18 protein-coding genes and 1 pseudogene are annotated in these 17,392 nt (G+C 64.5%); all 19 read right to left on the reverse strand.

Annotation, left to right across the window (positions count from 1 at the left end; genetic code table 11):
* Positions 1 to 5 precede the first annotated feature (5 nt).
* Positions 6 to 1,232, reverse strand: coding sequence for a beta-ketoacyl-ACP synthase (locus PSH80_RS01885; RefSeq protein ID WP_057958183.1), 1,227 nt, complete (start codon positions 1,230 to 1,232; stop codon positions 6 to 8).
* Positions 1,232 to 1,960: a 3-oxoacyl-ACP reductase FabG gene (gene fabG / locus PSH80_RS01890; RefSeq protein ID WP_057437246.1), complete on the reverse strand. Its 729-nt coding sequence runs from the start codon at positions 1,958 to 1,960 to the stop codon at positions 1,232 to 1,234. Before fabG ends, PSH80_RS01885 begins: the two co-directional genes overlap by 1 nt.
* On the reverse strand, positions 1,953 to 2,417 hold the full coding sequence (locus PSH80_RS01895; protein WP_057437248.1) for a hotdog family protein: 465 nt from the start codon (positions 2,415 to 2,417) through the stop codon (positions 1,953 to 1,955). The genes fabG and PSH80_RS01895 overlap by 8 nt, the downstream gene beginning before the upstream one ends.
* Positions 2,414 to 3,580, reverse strand: a complete 1,167-nt coding sequence (locus tag PSH80_RS01900) for a beta-ketoacyl-[acyl-carrier-protein] synthase family protein (protein WP_057958089.1) — start codon at positions 3,578 to 3,580, stop codon at positions 2,414 to 2,416. Before PSH80_RS01900 ends, PSH80_RS01895 begins: the two co-directional genes overlap by 4 nt.
* A complete protein-coding gene (locus PSH80_RS01905) occupies positions 3,577 to 4,059 on the reverse strand; it encodes a hypothetical protein (RefSeq protein WP_057958090.1) in 483 nt (160 codons plus the stop codon). Before PSH80_RS01905 ends, PSH80_RS01900 begins: the two co-directional genes overlap by 4 nt.
* Positions 4,056 to 4,790 carry a class I SAM-dependent methyltransferase gene (locus PSH80_RS01910; protein WP_170044510.1) on the reverse strand — a complete coding sequence of 245 codons (735 nt, stop codon included), beginning with the start codon at positions 4,788 to 4,790 and terminating at the stop codon, positions 4,056 to 4,058. The genes PSH80_RS01905 and PSH80_RS01910 overlap by 4 nt, the downstream gene beginning before the upstream one ends.
* Positions 4,791 to 4,801: 11 nt before the next feature.
* Positions 4,802 to 6,049, reverse strand: a complete 1,248-nt coding sequence (locus PSH80_RS01915) for an NAD(P)/FAD-dependent oxidoreductase (RefSeq protein WP_143110322.1) — start codon at positions 6,047 to 6,049, stop codon at positions 4,802 to 4,804.
* A 57-nt stretch (positions 6,050 to 6,106) separates the two neighbouring features.
* Positions 6,107 to 8,419, reverse strand: a complete 2,313-nt coding sequence (locus PSH80_RS01920; RefSeq protein WP_057958092.1) for an MMPL family transporter — start codon at positions 8,417 to 8,419, stop codon at positions 6,107 to 6,109.
* Entirely contained in the window at positions 8,409 to 9,092 is a 684-nt protein-coding gene (locus tag PSH80_RS01925) for an outer membrane lipoprotein carrier protein LolA (protein WP_233096763.1), read from the reverse strand. The genes PSH80_RS01920 and PSH80_RS01925 overlap by 11 nt, the downstream gene beginning before the upstream one ends.
* Positions 9,086 to 9,514 (reverse strand): thioesterase family protein, encoded by a 429-nt coding sequence (locus PSH80_RS01930; protein WP_057958093.1) that lies wholly within the window; start codon positions 9,512 to 9,514, stop codon positions 9,086 to 9,088. The genes PSH80_RS01925 and PSH80_RS01930 overlap by 7 nt, the downstream gene beginning before the upstream one ends.
* Positions 9,507 to 11,051 carry a histidine ammonia-lyase gene (hutH, locus tag PSH80_RS01935; RefSeq protein WP_057958094.1) on the reverse strand — a complete coding sequence of 515 codons (1,545 nt, stop codon included), beginning with the start codon at positions 11,049 to 11,051 and terminating at the stop codon, positions 9,507 to 9,509. Before hutH ends, PSH80_RS01930 begins: the two co-directional genes overlap by 8 nt.
* Positions 11,032 to 11,970 (reverse strand): glycosyl transferase, encoded by a 939-nt coding sequence (locus PSH80_RS01940; protein WP_186625793.1) that lies wholly within the window; start codon positions 11,968 to 11,970, stop codon positions 11,032 to 11,034. The genes hutH and PSH80_RS01940 overlap by 20 nt, the downstream gene beginning before the upstream one ends.
* Positions 11,967 to 12,703 (reverse strand): annotated as a pseudogene (locus PSH80_RS01945) (glycosyltransferase family 2 protein). Before PSH80_RS01945 ends, PSH80_RS01940 begins: the two are co-directional and overlap by 4 nt.
* A gap of 122 nt (positions 12,704 to 12,825) precedes the next feature.
* The gene (locus PSH80_RS01950) at positions 12,826 to 14,496 is read right to left on the reverse strand and encodes an acyl-CoA synthetase family protein (protein ID WP_057958096.1); all 1,671 of its coding nucleotides are present in this window, start codon (positions 14,494 to 14,496) and stop codon (positions 12,826 to 12,828) included.
* Positions 14,493 to 15,038, reverse strand: a complete 546-nt coding sequence (locus PSH80_RS01955; protein ID WP_057958097.1) for a hypothetical protein — start codon at positions 15,036 to 15,038, stop codon at positions 14,493 to 14,495. Before PSH80_RS01955 ends, PSH80_RS01950 begins: the two co-directional genes overlap by 4 nt.
* Positions 15,035 to 15,289, reverse strand: a complete 255-nt coding sequence (locus tag PSH80_RS01960) for an acyl carrier protein (protein ID WP_032862153.1) — start codon at positions 15,287 to 15,289, stop codon at positions 15,035 to 15,037. The genes PSH80_RS01955 and PSH80_RS01960 overlap by 4 nt, the downstream gene beginning before the upstream one ends.
* A gap of 9 nt (positions 15,290 to 15,298) precedes the next feature.
* Positions 15,299 to 15,568 carry a phosphopantetheine-binding protein gene (locus PSH80_RS01965; protein ID WP_057958098.1) on the reverse strand — a complete coding sequence of 90 codons (270 nt, stop codon included), beginning with the start codon at positions 15,566 to 15,568 and terminating at the stop codon, positions 15,299 to 15,301.
* Positions 15,546 to 16,358 (reverse strand): 1-acyl-sn-glycerol-3-phosphate acyltransferase, encoded by an 813-nt coding sequence (locus PSH80_RS01970; RefSeq protein WP_057437274.1) that lies wholly within the window; start codon positions 16,356 to 16,358, stop codon positions 15,546 to 15,548. Before PSH80_RS01970 ends, PSH80_RS01965 begins: the two co-directional genes overlap by 23 nt.
* Positions 16,334 to 17,053 carry a beta-ketoacyl synthase chain length factor gene (locus PSH80_RS01975; protein WP_057958099.1) on the reverse strand — a complete coding sequence of 240 codons (720 nt, stop codon included), beginning with the start codon at positions 17,051 to 17,053 and terminating at the stop codon, positions 16,334 to 16,336. The genes PSH80_RS01970 and PSH80_RS01975 overlap by 25 nt, the downstream gene beginning before the upstream one ends.
* Between the last annotated feature and the right edge of the window lie 339 nt (positions 17,054 to 17,392).

Below are 17,392 nucleotides of genomic sequence, written 5' to 3' on the forward strand. Positions count from 1 at the left end.
AAGGCTTACTGCCAGCGGCGAAAGATCAGCGACGTGTTGACGCCGCCAAAGGCAAAGTTGTTGTTCATCACGTAGTCGTTGTGCATCTGGCGGAACTCGCCGCGCAGGTAATCCAGCTCGCCGCAGCGCGGGTCCACTTGATCGAGGTTGAAGGTCGGCACGTACTGGTCGCGGTTCATCATCTCGATGCTGAACCACGACTCCAGCGCCCCGCAGGCGCCCAGGGTATGGCCGAGGAAACTCTTCTGCGAGCTGATGGGCATGCGGCTGCCGAACAGGCTGCTGGTGGCCAGGGTTTCGGCAATGTCACCTTGTTCGGTGGCGGTGCCGTGGCCGTTCACATAACCGATGGCATCCGGCGCCAGGCCGGCATCTTCGAGGGCCAGCTCCATGGCGCGGCGCATGGTGGTCTGTTCAGGTCGCGTGGTGTGCTGGCCGTCGGCGTTGCTGCCAAAACCAACGATTTCGGCATGGATATGCGCACCACGGGCCAGGGCATGTTCCAGCTCCTCAAGCACCAGCATGCCGCCGCCTTCGCCGATCACCAGGCCGTCGCGACCGCTGTCGTAGGGCCGTGGGCTGGTTTGCGGCGCGTCGTTTTTCAGGCTGGTGGCGTAGAGCGCGTCAAACACCATGGCTTCGGTGGGGCACAGTTCTTCGGCGCCACCGGCGAGCATCAGTGGCAGGCGGCCGAACTTGATCGCTTCATAGGCATAGCCGATGCCCTGGCTGCCACTGGTACACGCGCTGGACGTGGGGATCAGGCGCCCGGTGAGGCCAAAAAAGATGCTGATATTGGCCGCCGTGGTGTGCGGCATCATGCGCACGTAGGAGTTGGCGTTCAGACCCTCGGCCACCGAGTTGAGCAGCATATTGCCGAATGCCTTGATCTCGTCGGTGCTGCCGGTGGATGAGCCGCAGGCCACACCCATGCGCCCATCCTTGATCGACGCATCGCCCAGCAGGCCGGCGTCTTGCAACGCCTGCTCGGCGGCCCACACCGCCAGGCGCGAGACCCGGCCCATGCTGCGCAATTGTTTGCGGGTCCAGTGGGCGGGCACCACAAAGTCGTCAATCGGCCCGGCCAGGCGGGTGTTCAGTTCGCTGAAGCGATCCCACTCGTCCATGCGCCGGATACCGCTGCGCCGGGCGCGGAAGTTGGCGACGATGGTGTCCCAGTCGCTGCCCAGGGAGGTCATGCCGGCCATGCCGGTGACTACCACACGTTTCATCAGCACAGGCCCCCGTTCACGGCCAGGACCTGGCGGGTGATGTAGCCGGCTTCGGCTGACATCAGGAAGTTCACCGCACTGGCGACCTCTTCGGGGGTGCCCATGCGTTGCGCGGGGATCATTTTCATCAGCTCTTCCACCGGCACATTCTCATCGAGCATTGCCGTGTCGATCAGGCCCGGGGCCACGCAGTTGACGGTGATCTTGCGCTTGCCCAGCTCAATGGCCAGGGCCTTGGCGGCGCCGATCAGGCCGGCCTTGGACGCGCTGTAGTTGACCTGGCCACGGTTGCCGATCAGCCCCGAGACCGAGGTAATACATACAATGCGCCCGGCCGCACGACGCCGGATCATCGGCATCATCACTGGGTGTAGCACGTTATAGAAACCATCGAGATTGGTACGCATCACCACGTCCCAGTCGTCTTCCGACAACGCCGGGAACGCGCCATCGCGGGTCAGCCCGGCATTCAGCACCACGCCGTAATAGGCACCGTGGGCTTCTACGTCGGCTTCAAGGATCTGCTTGCAGGTGGCCCGGTCCGCCACGTCGAATTGCAGTACCCGCGCCTTGCGGCCCAGGGCCTCGACTTCGACCTGTACGGCATCTGCCTCGGCGCGGCCGCTGCGGCAATGCAGCACAATGTCATGGCCGGCCTGGGCCAGGCGCAGGGCGATAGCGCGGCCGATACCCCGGCTGGAGCCGGTGACCAGTACGGATTCAGTCATGACGCGTGTCCTTCGATTCAGCTAAATAGTTGGCCGCCTGGGGCGGTCGAAATACGTTCAGGCGGGCGCTGGCCTGGATCCCGTCGCCGGTCAGGTGGCATTCGAACACACCCATGCCGTTGTCGTCTTCCAGGGAGCGCAGGCCGTGGATGGTCAGTTCGCTGCCGGCGGGAAAGTGCTCGACATTGCATTCGAATTTGCGCGTGCCCAGCAGGAAGCCCAACTCCACTGCTTCGCCGTTCTGGCGTGCGCGGCAGCCGGCATAGGCGGCCACGCTTTGCGCCATCAACTCGACGCCGACCCAGGCCGGCAGGCTGCCGTCAGGGCGGTTGAACAGGCCGCCGGGCTTGACGGTGACGCGGGTGCGGATCTGTTCTTCATCGAACGCCAACACCTGGTCGATCAGGATCATGTCCCCGGCGTGGGGCAGCAGTTCGGCGAGTGGCCAATGGCTCATAGGGCGTCTCCGATAATCAGGCTGACGTTATTGCCGCCGAAGGCAAACGAGTTACTCATCAGGCAGCGTTTTTCCAGGAGGTCGCCGACCTTGGCCCAGCGCAGGGCGGGCAGCGCCGGGTCGGCTTGGCCGTCCCAGATATGGGGCGGCACAGCACCTTCCATCAGGCTCAGCCAGCAGAATGCCGCTTCCAGCGCCCCGGCGGCGCCGAGGGTATGGCCGGTCATGGGCTTGGTCGAGGAACAGGCTACACCGGCGGGGAACAGGCTTGCCACGGCCAGGCTTTCCATGGCGTCGTTATGCTGGGTGGCGGTGCCGTGCAGGTTCAGGTAACCGATCTGCGCCGGCGCCAGTTTCGCGCTGGCCAGGGCCTTGCGCATGGCCTGCAATGCGCCCTTGCCGCTGGGTTCCGGCGCAGAAATATGGTGCGCATCGCAACTGGCGCCGCTACCCAGCAGGGCGATGGGCGCCGGGGTTTTGCTCATCAGGAACAGCACCGCCGCCTCGCCGATATTGATGCCGTTGCGGTTCACCGAAAACGGGTTGCAGCGTTCGCTGGAGACCGCTTCCAGCGAGGTAAAGCCATTGAGGGTCAGCTTGCACAGGCTATCGACCCCGCCACACAGCACCGCATCGCACAGGCCCAGGTCCAGCAGGCGGCGTGCGCTCATCATTGCGCGGGCGCTGGAGGTGCAGGCGGTGGAAATCACATAGGCCGGGCCGCTCAGTTGCAGCCAGTCGGCGAGGAAGTTGGCCGGGGCGCCGAGTTCCTGTTGCCGGTAGTCATAGGCCTCGGGGAACTGCCCTTCGCGCAGGTAATGGGCGATGCCGCGACTGGCTTCATCAATGCCCGAGGTGCTGGTACCCAGCACCACACCGATACGCGAGGCGCCAAAGGTGTCGATCGCCTGCCGGATCGGGCCTTCGATCTGCAAGGCGGCCTCCAGCAACAGCTGATTATTGCGACTGCTCTGCTGGGCCAGGTGCGGCGGCAGTGGCGCCAGTTCGCCAGGCACGCTGCCCACCGGCAGTACTCGCTCGGGCACCCAGCCGCTCTCGGCGCGCATACCCGAGCAATCCCCGGCAAACAGATTGCGCCGCACGGCCTGCTGGCCGCGGCCTAGGGCGCAGATGATCCCCAGGGCATTGAGGTAGGCGGTCATGGGCTGCTCTCAAGCGCGGTGACGCGATAGTTCAGGTGCTGGCCGGGCATGTTCACGCTGAAGGTCAGGGGCGCGCGGTAGATCACCTGCCAGTGCGGCTTGAGTACCCGTACGCCATCGCCTTCACGGGCTTGGGGGTAGTTGCCGGGCATTTCAGCGGCCGGGGTCAGGGCGAACAGCAGCGCCGCAAACAGCTCGCGGGCCTGGGGGTTGGGCGGTAGCAGGCCATCTGCCTGCCAACGGCCGGCCACCAGCTTTTGCCGGGCCTGGGGGATGCCCAGCGGGTCCATCAGTGACCAGCGCAGGGCCTCGCCTTCGCGCTGGATCACCAGCAACCAGTCCTGGCGCTGGCCGTCCTGCTCGCGCTCGATATGCAATTGCAGGGGCAAGGCCAGGCTCGGTGTATGCACCGGCAGTGGCGGCTGGCTGGCGCACGCGGCCAGCAGCAACAGGCAGCCGATCAACAACGCGCGGATCATGCTGGCGGGCCTGCGAGTGGCTTGCGTGCAACCACATTCACCAGGGTCTCTTCACGCTCGCCAAACGGCTTGGGCTGACGCAGGCCCCAACGCTCCAGCAGGCCGAAGTCAGCCGAGCGGCTCCACCACAGGTACGGGTACGACACATTCTGCGGGCCAAACTCGAAACCCTGGTCGCGGATCATCTCCAGGTACTCGGCGGCGCTTTTCTGCACATGCATCGGGTGGCGGAACAGCCAGCGAATCACCCAGGTGTCGATATAGGCTTCGGTGGACTCGGCGAACAGCAGGTAGCCGCCCGGCTTGAGCACCCGATAGAACTCGGTGAGTGCCCGCTGTTGCTCCACCAGGTGGTGGAAGGTCTGGTGGCAGAACAGGATATCGACACTCTCATCGGCCACCTTGAGGGTTGCGCAATCGCTGCCGATCAACTCGATATCAATGCCCTGGCGCGCCGCTTCGGCACGGCTCAGGTCGAGGCTGTGGGGGTCGGCGTCAAGGCCGATCAGGCGCTGGGGGGCGAACACCTGCTGCAAATAACGGAACGACTTGCCCTGGCCGCAACCGGCATCCAGCAGCACTGGAGCTTCCGGCAGCGGGGTGCTGAACAGGCTGCGCAGGTCGTTGATTGCCACGCGCAGCACATGATGCTGCCAGGTGTGGCTGCGCAGGAACCAGAAGCCGAATTTGGTTTCTTCGACGTAGTTTTTGCTCAAGTACTCTTTTGACACAGGTGGGCTGCTCATAGGTTTTCTGCCGCACAAATTTCCGAGAGCATCCGCAAGCGGCGCTTGGGTTCGCTGACAAAGGGGTTGCGTTCATCCCAGGCGTAGCCGGCGAGGATCGAACTGATCATGCGGCGGATTTCCGGCGAGCTGCCAGGGTGATAGATCACATCCTGGAAGGTGCCGGCGTACCAGCCTTCGACGTAGCAGCGGAAGGTGTCGACCCCGCGTTTGAGCGGCACCGCGAACTCGGTTTGCCAGTCCACGCTTTCGCCCTTGAGCTGGCGGTGCAAGAGGCCGGCGGCCATGCTGGCCGAGCGCATGGCGATGGTCACGCCGGACGAGAACACCGGGTCGAGGAACTCCGCGGCATTGCCCAGCAGCGCAAACCCCGGGCCATGCAGGGTGGTGACGTTCGCCGAGTAGCCGCCAATGGTCCGGGCCGGGGTATCCCACACGGCATTCGCCAGCACACTGGACAGGCTCGGGGTTTGTTCGATAAAGCGGCGCAGGCAGGCATCCAGATCCCCATCGCAGCCGGCGAAATGCTCCTTGGCCGCGACCACGCCCACCGAGCAGCGCCCGTTGCTGAACGGGATGGTCCAGAACCAGATATCGCGCTGGGTCGGGTGGGTGGTGATAAGGATCTTGCTGCGGTCGAAGCCCGGATGTTCGATACGGTCTTCGACGTGGGTGAACACCGCCTGGCGCAGCGGGAAGTTCGACGGCGCCTCCAGGTTCAGCAGGCGTGGCAGCACGCGGCCGTAACCGCTGGCGTCGAGGACGAAGCCGGCCTTGATGTGGTATTCGCGACCGTTTTCGCGGCGTACATGCAGGTAGCGGTGGCCGGCGGCGAAATCCACCCCGACCAGGGTCTGGCCGTAACGGATCTCTACGCCTTGCAGCGCCGCCTGATCGGCCAGCAACTTGTCGAAGTCGGCGCGCTGGACCTGGAAGGTCGTGGGCTTGCCGTCGCTGAACGTGTCACCGAAATCAAAGGCGCTGTAGCGCTCGCCCCAGGCAAACGCGGCACCGGTTTTCAGTTGGAAACCGGCGGCGTTGACGGCCTCGAGCATGCCGGCTTCTTCGATAAAGTCTATGCAGTGGGACAGCAGGCTCTCGCCGATGGAAAAACGCGGGAAGTGCTCGCGCTCGATGATCAATACATCATGCCCGTTACGCTTGAGCAGCGCGGCCGCAATGGCACCGGACGGGCCGGCACCGATCACCACGACCTGGCGGCGTTCCATTTCAACTGTGGGCACTGTGGCTCCTTGCCGGGTTGGCGATCATTACATTCAACTCAAAAAAATTAGTGGGCATCATTGCGCATGTTCCTGGCGGCCGGCCCATGGCGCCAGCATAAAGCTGAAGGCCAGGCCCAGGCTGACCGACAGGCCGAAATTACTCACCGCCGGGGTGCTGGACACCGCCAGCAGGCCAAAGGACAGCCAGGTGGTGACGGCTGCCAGCAACGTCCCCAGCAGGCTGACAGCGGCACCGCCGATCTGTTCGCGCATGAGGATTGCATAATCGACGCTGATCGCCGTCACCAGCAGCAGGCCGAACAGGCTGAACAGGGTCAACGGCTGCCCCAGCCAACCGAGGCTGGCCAGGCTGCACAGCGCCGCCAGCAGCGGCAGGGCGACAATCCGCAGCGCGCCGCCCAGGCCAAAGGGCAGAATCAGCAGCAAGACGATCAGTACACAGGACAATAATTTCAATTCGGCAGCGCTGATCTGGGTTGCGGCAAATACCTGGTTCAAGTCGCCGAGGCGGTCCACCAGTTGCACGCCCGGCAGGTCCAGGGCCTGGATGCGCAGCAGCGCCGGGTTGTTCAAGCCTTGCAGGCTGACCATCGCCGCCACGCCGCCCTCGACATTGCCCAGCCACAGCAGGCGCCACGGCTCGGCCAGCGGGCCAGCCAGGGCGGCGTCGATGTCGGCGGTGGGCAGCGCCTGCAACTGCGCCAGCTCTGCTTGCAGGGCGCTGGCGGGGATGCCGAGGTCGAGCAGCGGCTGCCACAGGGCGGGCAGTTGATTCAGGGCTTCGCGCAATTGCTGCTGTTCGCCGGGGGGGCTGACCAGTTGATTGAGCGCCAGGTAGCCTTGCAGTTTTTCCATGTGCACCAGTTGATCCAGGCGCAGGCTCAACGCAGCCTGGCGTTCCAGCAACTGCTGCTGATTGTCCGCGCGTACCAGGAAGAACTGGCTGGTGGGCTGGTAGCCGGTAATGCGGGCAATCGCCTGGGCTTCTTGCAGCAGTTGCGGCGGCGCGCTGATCCACTGGCGAATATCGTTCTTGCTGTTCAGATGCCACAGGCCACCGGCGCAGAACAGCAGGGCCAGCACCAGCAATGCCTGGCTCGGCAGGCGCTTGAGCAGCGACTCACGCACCCCCAGCAGGAACTCGGCGACCCGCAGCGGCCATTGCGCCGGGCGCAGGTCCATGCCGTTGAGCAGCGCCGGCAACAGGCACACCGCCGACAGGTAGGCGCCCACCAGGCCGGCGGCGGAGAACACGGCGATCTGGGTCAGCGCCGGGAACGGCGTCCAGGCCAGGGCCAGGTAGCCGATGCAACTGGTGGCCAGGCTCAGGCTCAGGCCCGGCAGGGTCAGGCGCAAGGCTGGCCAGCTGCGCCAGGGTTGCAGGCTCCAGCTCTTGGACAGGTAGTGCAGCGGGTAGTCGACGGCCACGCCGATCAGGCTCGCGCCCAGCACCAGGGTCATCACATGCATATGGCCGAACAGCGCCACACAGGCCACCGCGCCAAACAGCATGCCCACCAGCACCGGGACAAACGCCAGCAACACCCGCCAGCGACGAAACGCCAGCAGCAACAGCAACAGGATCCCCACCGTTGCGCCACCGCCGACCCAGGTCATCTCGCGGCTGGCTTGTTGTTGACCGTTGGCCGCGTACAGCAGGCCGCTGGCGGCGAGCAGTTGCACGCCGTGCTGGGCGGCCTGTTCGCGGCTGGCTTGCAGCAAGTCGGCGACTTGCAGCGGCAGCTTCATATCAAAGGCATTGCCCTGGGTACGCGCACGCAGCAATACCCAGCTCTTGCCGTCGGCGTCGGCGATCAGCGCGCCGCTGCCGATATCCAGTTGCACCGCGCCGTGTTGTGGCTGGCTGCTCTGGATGCGTCCGGTCAGGCCCAGCCAGTCGTCCTGGCTGGGGACCAGGCTGAAGCCGGTAAAGGGATCGAACAGTGTGTGTACCCGCTCTGCGATAAACGCCGCAGGCTCGCCGATCAACTGTTCGCGGTCCTTGGTCGACAGCATCGCCAGGCGCCCTTGCAGCAATTGCTGGCGCAGGGCGGGCAGGTCGGCTTGCAGGGTCCAGGTGACTTTTTCAAACAGACCGCTGGCCTGCCAGCGCTCGCCCAATTGTTCGGCCATGGCCACCGCCTGCTGACGCTCGGCATGCCCGACCAGCACCAGCATCTCGCGGTTCAGGGGTTCCTGCATGCGCTGCTCGGCCGCCAGCTCCAGGGCGTCCGGGGTGTTACCTGGCACCAGTTCCATCAGGTTGGCCGACAACGGCGCGCCCTGGCGCCATTGCCAGCCGGCCAGGGCCAGCACGGCCACCAGCAGGATCAGGAACAGGCGCGGCAACCAACGCTCACTGGGCAAAGTCGTGTTGCTCCGCGTCGCTCAAAGGTTGCGTGCTGGTACTGTCCTGCATGCGCAACAGGGTGCTGTCGCCCTGGGTTTCCAGCAACTCGATGGTGTGCACCAGTTCGCCGCCGTCGATATTGATTTGGGTGAACACTTGCTTGAGCAGCAGCGAGCGCGGGATCAACGTGAGTTTCCAGGCCTTGGCTTCGCCTTGCAGCTGCAACTCGAAGTCGCGCTGCAAGCCACTGCTGTCGCCTTGCAGGACGGCGAGGAACAAACGGTTCTGCTCGGCGCCGGCGCTTTTGTTCGGCAGTGGCTGCCAACCGTTTGCATCACGGCGGGCAATACCCTGGGCGTTGATGCGGTAGTCCTGCTGCAGCGGGGTTTTCAGCAGCCAGAGCAGGCCGTGGTCCTTGGCCAGGACGAAGGTACCTGTGCTGGTCAGCGGCTGGGGCAGGGCACGCAGGTGTTTTTCCTGGATGAAGTTGCCGTGGATCACCGTAGGCTTGGCCAGTTGATCGCTGAGCTGTTGCAGGTCAAAAGCATAAGCCCCGAAGCTCAGCAACAACCCTGCCGCTGTAGGTGCGAGCTTGCTCGCAAAAAACCTCAGGGCGCTGCGCAGTGTCAGGGCCCCTGCGTTAGCGTTGACGTCCATCGCCGGCAAGCCAGCTCCCACAGGGGTCAGCATTTCAAGGCCCTTTCGACGGCGGTGGTGAACACGGTTGGCGAGGCCAGTTGCATCTCGCGGCTGGCAATTTCTACGGCCACTTGCACGGTGCTGGCGCGGGTCAGGCGTTCGCCGCTGGCAAGGTCGGTGATCAGGTAGTTGACCTTCAAGCGGTTCTCCCACTCCACCAGGCTGGCGCGCACGTTGAGGGTCTGGCCAAAGGTGGCGCCACGCACGTAGCGCAGTTGCATGTCGATCACCGGCCACGCATAGCCGGATTCGAGCATTGCCGTGTAGTTGTGGCCGAGCTTGTCGAGCAACGCGCAACGGGCGATTTCCAGGTACTTCACGTAGTGGCCGTGCCAGACCACGTTCATCGTGTCGATGTCGAAGAACGGTACGAGGATTTGTGTGTCGCTGTGCAATACGCCGGGGCTACGCATGCAGCCTCCAGTGTTGCGCGGCGATGCGTTGCAGGCACAGGCGCAGTTCGCCCTCCAGGGCCCGGTCTTCGATCACCGGCGGGAAGTCCTTGGCCAGTGCCTCGTGCATCGCAGCCAGGGCTGGCGGCAACGGCCGTGCATCCTTGACCTGGGCGCGCAACCACACGCCCTGGTTGGCGGCGAGCAAGGTGGCGGCGGCCACTTGTTCGGTCAGCTCCAAGACGCGGATCGCATCGCGGGCGGCGATGGTGCCCATGCTGACCTTGTCCTGGTTGTGGCATTCGGTGGAGCGCGAAAACACGCTGGCCGGCATGGTGTTTTTCAACGCTTCGGCGGTCCAGGCGCTGGTGCCGATCTGCACCGCTTTGAAGCCGTGGTTGATCATTGCGCGGTCCGCCGGGGCGCCCGACAGGTTGCTCGGCAAGCCATGGTTGTAGCGCTCGTCCACCAGCAGCGCGAGTTGCCGGTCGAGCAGGTCGGCGACGTTGGCCACCAGGTTCTTCAGGCTGTCCATGGCAAAGGCGATATGCCCGCCGTAGAAGTGCCCGCCGTGCAGCACACGTTCGGCTTCGGCGTCGATGATCGGGTTGTCGTTGGCACTGTTGAGTTCGATCTCGATAAACGAGCGCAGCCAGTTCAGGCTGTCGGCCAGCACGCCGAGGACGTGGGGCGCGCAGCGTAGCGAGTAGCGGTCTTGCAGGCGGTGCAGCGGCGCGGTCGGGGCGTCGATCGCCAGGTCCTTGCGCAGCCAGGCTGCGACCTGCATCTGCCCGGGGTGTGGTTTGGCGGCGAACAGGCGTTCGTCGAAGTGCTCCGGGTTGCCTTGCAACGCCACCACGTTCAGCGCGGTGATGCGTGTGGCCAGTTGCAGCAGGTAGTCGGCGCGGGCGAAGGCCAGGCAGGCCAGGCCGGTCATCACCGCGGTGCCGTTCATCAGCGCCAGGGCTTCCTTGGGTCGCAGCACCAGCGGGGTCCAGCCCAGCTCGCGATGGACATCGGCAGCCTGGCGGCGCTCGCCCCGGAACAGCACTTCACGCTCGCCGGACAAGGTCGCGGCCACGTATGACAGCGGCGTCAGATCGCCGCTGGCGCCGACCGAGCCTTCTTCCGGGATCAGCGGCAGGATGTCGTGTTCAAGAAACGCATGCAGGCGCTCCAGCAGTTCAACCCGCACCCCGGACACGCCATGGCACAGCGACTGTAAACGCGCCGCCAGCACCGCACGGGTGGCCTGGGCGTCGAGCAACTTGCCCAGGCCGCAGCCGTGGAAGGTGTACAGGTGGCGCGGCAATGCCTCGACATGCTGCAACGGCACCGCCACCACGCACGAGTCGCCATAGCCGGTGGTCACGCCGTAGATCACGCCTTCCTTGTCCAGCAGCGAATCGAGGAACTGCGCGCCCTTGGCGATGCGCTGGCGGTACCCGGCATCGTCTTGCAGGCGAGTGGGCGCCTGACGGTTGGCCAGGGCCAGCACGTCTTCGATGCGCAAAGGGAGTTCGCCGAAGGTTACCGGCTCAAGCAGATGCGTCGTCATCGGTCTTCCAGAAAGGGTAAAAGTTGAACCATTGTTGGGGCGCTTCCAGGCAGAACTGGCCCAGGCGTTCGGCGTAGCGGGCGGCCCAGTGGGCGATCACTTGCGGGCGGTCGCTGCGTTTCCATTCGATCAATTGGGCGAAGGGCTCGATGATCAAACGATAGCGGCCCTGGTGCTTGAGGCACATCAGCAGGTTGACCGGGCATTTGAGCAGCCCGGCCAGCAACCACGGGCCCTGGGGGAAGGCCGCGCTATGGCCGAGAAAGTCCACGCGCACGGTGCGCCCGCCATGCAGCGGGATTCGGTCGCCGGCAATCGCCAGCCATTCACCGTCGTCCAGGCGCTGGCTGAGCAGCAGCATCACCGCCGGGTCCAGTTCGCTGACCTGGATCAGCCGCAGGTTGCTCGCCCCGGCTTCGCCCAGCAGGCGGTTGAACTGTTCGGCATGCTTGGTGTGCACCAGCACATTCATGGTGACTTTCTCGCCCAGCTCCGCCAGGGCCCGGCACACTTCCAGGTTGCCCAGGTGCGCACCCACCAGCATCTGCCCACGTTCGCCGCGCAGTTGCCCGCGCAACTGGGCCGGGTCGATGATCTCGATCTGTTCCAGGCGCAGCTTGCCGTTCCATACGTCGAGCTTGTCCAGCAAGGCGTCGGCGAAGGCCATGAATTGGCTGAAGACCTTTTTGTGGCTGGGGCGCAGCTCGTCGCGCCCACTCCAGTCGGCCAGGCGCTGCTGGTATTGCCAGATGCTCTGGCGCGCGGCGCGACCAAATACGAAAAAGTACAGGACGATGCCATACAGCAGTGGGCTCAGCATCCGGCGCCCGAGGACCTTGGCGGCGAACGCGGTGAGCTTCATCAGCCAGAAACTGCCGCGCTCCTGGCGGTCGGCCCAATGCCGGGTGTTTTCGCTCATGCCTGCCACCGTCGCCAGAGGATCAGCGGCGCACGCAGCAACATGCCAAAGAACAGCCGGGTGTGCATCGACGAAATCAGCAGGTTGTCGTGGAACATCCGAAAGTGCGACAGGCCATCGGCCGGGTAATGCACCTTGGTCGGCAGCCAGCGCATCGGCTGGTTGCGCCATGACAAACGCACGAGGATGTCGGAGTCGAAATCCATGCGCTTGCCGATCCGCGCCGAGTCCATCAGCGCCAGCACCGGTGCCAGCGGGTAGATGCGAAAGCCGCACATCGAATCGCGGATCTGCAGCGACAGGCTGTTGATCCACACCCAGACATGGGTCAGGTAGCGGGCGTAGAGGCGGCCCTTGGGCACGCTGTCGTCGTATTCGGGGTAGCCGCAGATCACCGCATCGGGGGTGAGTGCGCGAGGCGTCGATAAACAGGGCGACTTCGCGCAGGTCGTGCTGGCCGTCGGCGTCCACTTGCAGGGCATGGGTAAAGCCCAGGCGTGCGGCTTCGCGAAAACCGACTTGCACCGCACCGCCCTTGCCCTGGTTTGGTGGGCAGGGTGATCAGCGAGACGTTGTCCAGGCTGGCCAGTTGCGCCAGTACGGCGGCGCAGGCGGGGCTGCTGCCATCGTCCACCAGCAGGCAGGGCAGGCCATGCTCCAGCAGGCTGCGGACCACGGCGGGCACGGCGGCTTCATGGTTGTAGACCGGGATCAGGGCGCAGGGGTTATGCATGGTGGCGGACACCTGATGGACCGAGTTGCCTGCATCGCAGGCAAGCCAGCTCCCACATTGGGAATGTGTATCCATTGTGGGAGCGGGCTTGCCCGCGATTGAGCGCGCAGCGCTCACCCAACCTATGCATGAGAATTCTCCAGCAAAACCCGCCCGCTGGAACACGCCGCACTGTCATTGCGATAAGCGAAATACAACTTGCCCCGCTCGCGATCAAAACGCAGGTGCAACTCGACCACATCGCCCGGGCGCACCAGTTGCTGGAATTTGAGCACTTCCATGCCGGCAAAGGTCGGCGGGAGATCGAGCAGTTGCTGGCCCAGATTGAACGCCCATTCCACCTGCACAACCCCCGGCAGCACCGGGGTGTGGGGGAAGTGGCCGCTGAAGTAGGCCAGGTCCGGCGGAATGCTCAGTTGCAGGGTCCATTCGCCGTCGCTTTCGACCTGCGCCAGGACGTCCGGCGCCTTGGGGCGCGGCGCCTGCAGCAGGGCTTCGATTTGCGCCTGGGGCAGCTTGCCCTGGGGGTTGAGCGGCAACTGCCGCAACAGGCGCCAGCGGCGGGGCAGGGCCAGGGCTTCGCAATGCTGGCTCAGGTGTTGGCGCAGGGTTTGGGTGACGGTCCGTCGGCCTTGGTTGCGCAAGGCGTGCAGGCCGTCGCCACTGAGCACCACCAGGGCGCCGAGGGACGCGCGGTTTTCCTGGACCACGCCCAGGCGCGCTTCGGCGACCCAGGCGTGATCCGCCAGGGCTTGTTCGAGCATCGGCAGGGAGATGCGTTTTTCTTCCAGCTTGACGATCCGATCCAGGCGCCCGAGCAGTTCGAAGCGCCCGTCGGCGTGGATCTGGGCGGCATCGGCAGTCTGCTCGACATGCCCCGCTGGCAGGTACGGCGAGGCAATGCGCAAGGTGCCGTCGGCATCCTGGCTCAGTTGCACATCGGCAAACGGCTGCCACGGCGCGTGGCCCTGGCGCCAGGCAATGCCGCCGGTTTCCGAGCTGCCGAGGATCTCCGTCGGCCACTGCTGCAGGCGTTGATGCAGACTGTCGGCCGCGTCGGCGGGCAGTGCGCCACCGGAGGAGAACACGCGCTTGACCGTGCTCAAGGCGGCCCAGTCAAGATTATCGCCCATGCGCTTGAGCAGGGCCGGGCTGGCCACCCAGGCAAAGTGCGGGTGCTGGCGGCTGACGCGCTGCAAGTCTTCGGGGAACGGCAGTTGCTCACGCACAAACGTGCGCCCAGCGCACAGCGGCCACAGCACGCGGAACAGCAGGCCGTAGATATGCTGGGTGGCGACGCTGCCGATGATGCAGGCCTGGCCCAGGTCGGCGCCCCACAAGGCTTCCAGGGCCTGGACCTCATTGGCCAGTTGGCGCAGGGTTTTGTCGATGCGCTTAGGCTCGCCGCTGGAGCCGGAGGTGCACAGGCTCAACTGGCAGGTATCCAGGTCAAGGGCGGCGGCGGCAACTGCGGGCTGGTAGAGCGCGTCAAGGTCGCCCGCTTCGGTCAGCCAGGCGTCAACATCAGCGGCCCAGCGTTGGCGGGTCTGGGGTTGCAGGTCGGCGGGCAGCAACACGCTGACCCCGGCCTGCCAGGCGCCCAGCAAGGCGATCGCCAGCTCGCCGGCGTCGTTCAGGTGCACCGCCAGGCGCTGGATGCCACGGGCTTGCAGGCCGGACGCGAGGCTCAGGGCCCGCTCGCACAGTTGCGCGTGATTCATCGACGGTTCGGTAGTGACCAAACGCAGTTCTACAGGCTCAAGCAACAGATGCTCAAGATTGACCCAATTCATACGCGGCCTCGAACCCTTTGTCGTATCAGCCATTCCACGGCAAACAACAGCCCCATCAAGCCATAGGCGATCAGACCGTTGTACAACGTCCACCAGCTCAGCGGTGCCCACAGGGTGAGCGCGGCGGCGAGCAGGCCGTTACACAAGAAAAACACACTCCATGCCACGGTGACCTGGCGTGTGTACGCAATGGCCTTTTCGGGCAATTGCGGATCGCTCAGGCGCGCCAGGCGCTCGACCATCGGCGGGCCGTATTTCAGGCTCAGGCCGAACAGCGCCAGCATGAACACGCTGACCAGGCTCGGGTACCAGCGCAGCAGTTGCGGGTTGTCGAACCAGGCCAGCAGCAGGCAAAACACAATTGCAGCCGCCGCCATCCAGCCACTGCCAGGGCGTCGCGGGCCGGTCAGCGCGCGCAGCAACCACAGGCTGGCCAGCAGCAGGCCGAATTGCCACGGAGCGAAATGCTCCGTGCCGTAATACACCGCAAAAGGGTACAGCAGCCCTACCAGCAACAGGCCAAGGCCGATCAGCCGGCTCATGCGGCCGGTTGGACCAGGCGGTAGACCGCCTCGACCACGTCATTGACCGTACGCACGGCCTTGAACTCTTCGGCGGCGATTTTCTTGCCGGTCTGGCGCTTGATATGGTCGATCAGGTCCACGGCATCGATGCTGTCGATTTCCAGGTCCTGGTACAGGTTGGCGTCGAGAGTGACCCGTGCCGGGTCCAGTTCAAACAGTTCCACCAGGGCGTCGCGCAGGGTGTTGAAGATATCGTCACGAGTTTGCATGGTTGGGTCTCAAGCTGCCTGTCTGGCCGTGACGAACGCCGCGAGGCTGGCCACGTTGATAAAGTGATTGCGGGTGTCCTTGGCGTCGGCGTCGATCTTGATGCCGTACTTTTTCTGGATCGCCAGGCCCAGTTCCAGGGCGTCTACCGAATCCAGGCCCAGGCCTTCGCCGAACAGGGGTTGCTCGCTGCCAATGTCGCAGGCGTCGATATCTTCCAGGCCCAGGGCCTCGATGATCAGGGTTTTGATTTCGTGCTCAAGGCTGTTTGGGTTGCTCATCTTCGGCGAGCTCCTTAATGAAATAGTGATGCAGGTAATCGTTGAGCTTGCGTGAGGCCTGAGGCGCTGGCCCTTGTGAGGCAAACACCTGTGGGTCTATATCGGCACCCACCTGCAAACTGAAGTGAAAGCGGCGGTGGGGGATGCGATACCAGGGCTCGGCCTTGGTCAGCGTGGTCGGGCTGACCTTGAGCACCACGGGGGTGATGATTGTCGCACCGCGCAGGGCGATGGCGGCGGCCCCGCGATGAAAGGCCGGGGCTTTGCCCGGTACGGTGCGGGTGCCTTCGGGAAAGATAATCAGGGTCTGGCCGCCCCTCAGGGCGCCTGCGGCGGCATCGAGCATGTCGATGCTGCCGTCATTGCTGATATAGCCGGCATCGCTCACCGGGCCACGGGTGAAAGGGTTATGCCACAGGCTTTGCTTGACCACGCAATTGGCATCGCGCACCAGGCCGATCAGCACGACGACGTCGATCAGCGACGGGTGGTTGGCGATGATCATCTGCCCGGGGCGCCCGAGTTTTTCGGCACCCTCGACGCTGTAGGTGAGAATGCCGGCGCGGTACATCATGTTGATAAAGAACCAGAACAGGCGGCCGATGGTCAGGCGCGCACGTCGCTGATGCTGCTGCGCATCCCCCGGCAGGCAACTGAGCAGGGGAAACACCAGCAGGCGCAGGCACAGGCCGCCCAGGCCGAACAGCACGAAGCTGGCGGCCGTGGCGAACAGGCGCCAGTAATAGGCGTCCCGGGGCTTGTCGGTCAGGGTTTGCGTTGCCAGTTCCATACTCGGTTCTTCCAGGCATGTTGGCAGGCCCCCTGCTCGGTAAGCAGGGCGCACAGCAGGTTCAGGGCATGGGGCCACTGGGTCTTGGCAGGTTGGACAGTCGCGGTGTGCAGCGCCAGTTGCCATTCGTCGCCTGGGGTCAGCAGCAGGCCCAGGGCGTAGGGGAACGGCACGTCGTCGATCCAGCGTGCGTAGGCTGGAGGTGGCTGCTCTTCGGTAATCACCAGCAATACCGCCGGCGCGCCCTCGTTGAGCAGGGCGGCGGCCTCGAGCATGCCGTGCTCCAGGCCGTCGCCCGCGGCTGCCAGGGCAGTCATTTCGCTGGTTTCATTGCGCAGGATCGACCACAGGCCAATTACCGCGTTGTGCACCGACAGGCTGAACTGGGTGGGCGACAGGGGCTGGTCATTGGCCAGGTCGCTGAGAATATCCAGGGTGCGTGGGGTTTCGCCGTGACGTGAAACAAACACCAGCGGCAGATCCTGCAAACCTTCGGCCAATGGCCAGCCGACGCTGAAGGCCATCCGCGCCAGGCGGCTCAGGCGCCGGCGCTGCATGGCCGGCAGGAACGACACATCGGGCGCGGCATCGCTTTGGGCGAGCAACACCTTGGCATGGCACCAGTCGCGCCAGGCATCCTCGCTGTCGAGCCCAGGGGCCCAGGCACGCCATTGGGCGATGTTGAAGTTGATCACTGAGAAGATTTCCCGCCCCTGCGGGCTTCCTTGTGCTGCAAATTGCCCCGCCGCGACGGGACATGGCGCGATGGCCGAGTGGCGCGCATTATCCCGGTGCTGTGGGGTTCTAGCAAACTTTGGTAAAGAATTGTTCACGAGATATTACAAAGTCGGCGAAAAAGGATCAGTGATTGTCCGCCAATGGCTACGGGTGTCTGGTGTCAGGTAACTCTGTATTGGTTGGCGTGTTACGAGATAGTTATGCGGGATCCATCCCCAGATGCTGTAGTACAAGCTTGATCAAGGTAGCGAGCGGGCGCTTTTGCCCTCTACACTCGGGCATTCATTGATACACGG

Origin of the sequence: Pseudomonas sp. FP818 (genome assembly GCF_030687335.1) — a bacterium.
GTDB classification, from domain to species: Bacteria; Pseudomonadota; Gammaproteobacteria; order Pseudomonadales; family Pseudomonadaceae; genus Aquipseudomonas; species Aquipseudomonas shahriarae.

Bases quoted from the DNA above. Each gene is read 5' to 3' on its own strand.
- PSH80_RS01885 (WP_057958183.1), bottom strand. From the start codon at position 1,232: ATGAAACGTGTGGTAGTCACCGGCATGGCCGGCATGACCTCCCTGGGC.
- fabG (WP_057437246.1), bottom strand. From the start codon at position 1,960: ATGACTGAATCCGTACTGGTCACCGGCTCCAGCCGGGGTATCGGCCGC.
- PSH80_RS01895 (WP_057437248.1), bottom strand. From the start codon at position 2,417: ATGAGCCATTGGCCACTCGCCGAACTGCTGCCCCACGCCGGGGACATG.
- PSH80_RS01900 (WP_057958089.1), bottom strand. From the start codon at position 3,580: ATGACCGCCTACCTCAATGCCCTGGGGATCATCTGCGCCCTAGGCCGC.
- PSH80_RS01905 (WP_057958090.1), bottom strand. From the start codon at position 4,059: ATGATCCGCGCGTTGTTGATCGGCTGCCTGTTGCTGCTGGCCGCGTGC.
- PSH80_RS01925 (WP_233096763.1), bottom strand. From the start codon at position 9,092: ATGCTGACCCCTGTGGGAGCTGGCTTGCCGGCGATGGACGTCAACGCT.
- PSH80_RS01930 (WP_057958093.1), bottom strand. From the start codon at position 9,514: ATGCGTAGCCCCGGCGTATTGCACAGCGACACACAAATCCTCGTACCG.
- hutH (WP_057958094.1), bottom strand. From the start codon at position 11,051: ATGACGACGCATCTGCTTGAGCCGGTAACCTTCGGCGAACTCCCTTTG.
- PSH80_RS01940 (WP_186625793.1), bottom strand. From the start codon at position 11,970: ATGAGCGAAAACACCCGGCATTGGGCCGACCGCCAGGAGCGCGGCAGT.
- PSH80_RS01950 (WP_057958096.1), bottom strand. From the start codon at position 14,496: ATGAATTGGGTCAATCTTGAGCATCTGTTGCTTGAGCCTGTAGAACTG.
- PSH80_RS01955 (WP_057958097.1), bottom strand. From the start codon at position 15,038: ATGAGCCGGCTGATCGGCCTTGGCCTGTTGCTGGTAGGGCTGCTGTAC.
- PSH80_RS01960 (WP_032862153.1), bottom strand. From the start codon at position 15,289: ATGCAAACTCGTGACGATATCTTCAACACCCTGCGCGACGCCCTGGTG.
- PSH80_RS01965 (WP_057958098.1), bottom strand. From the start codon at position 15,568: ATGAGCAACCCAAACAGCCTTGAGCACGAAATCAAAACCCTGATCATC.
- PSH80_RS01970 (WP_057437274.1), bottom strand. From the start codon at position 16,358: ATGGAACTGGCAACGCAAACCCTGACCGACAAGCCCCGGGACGCCTAT.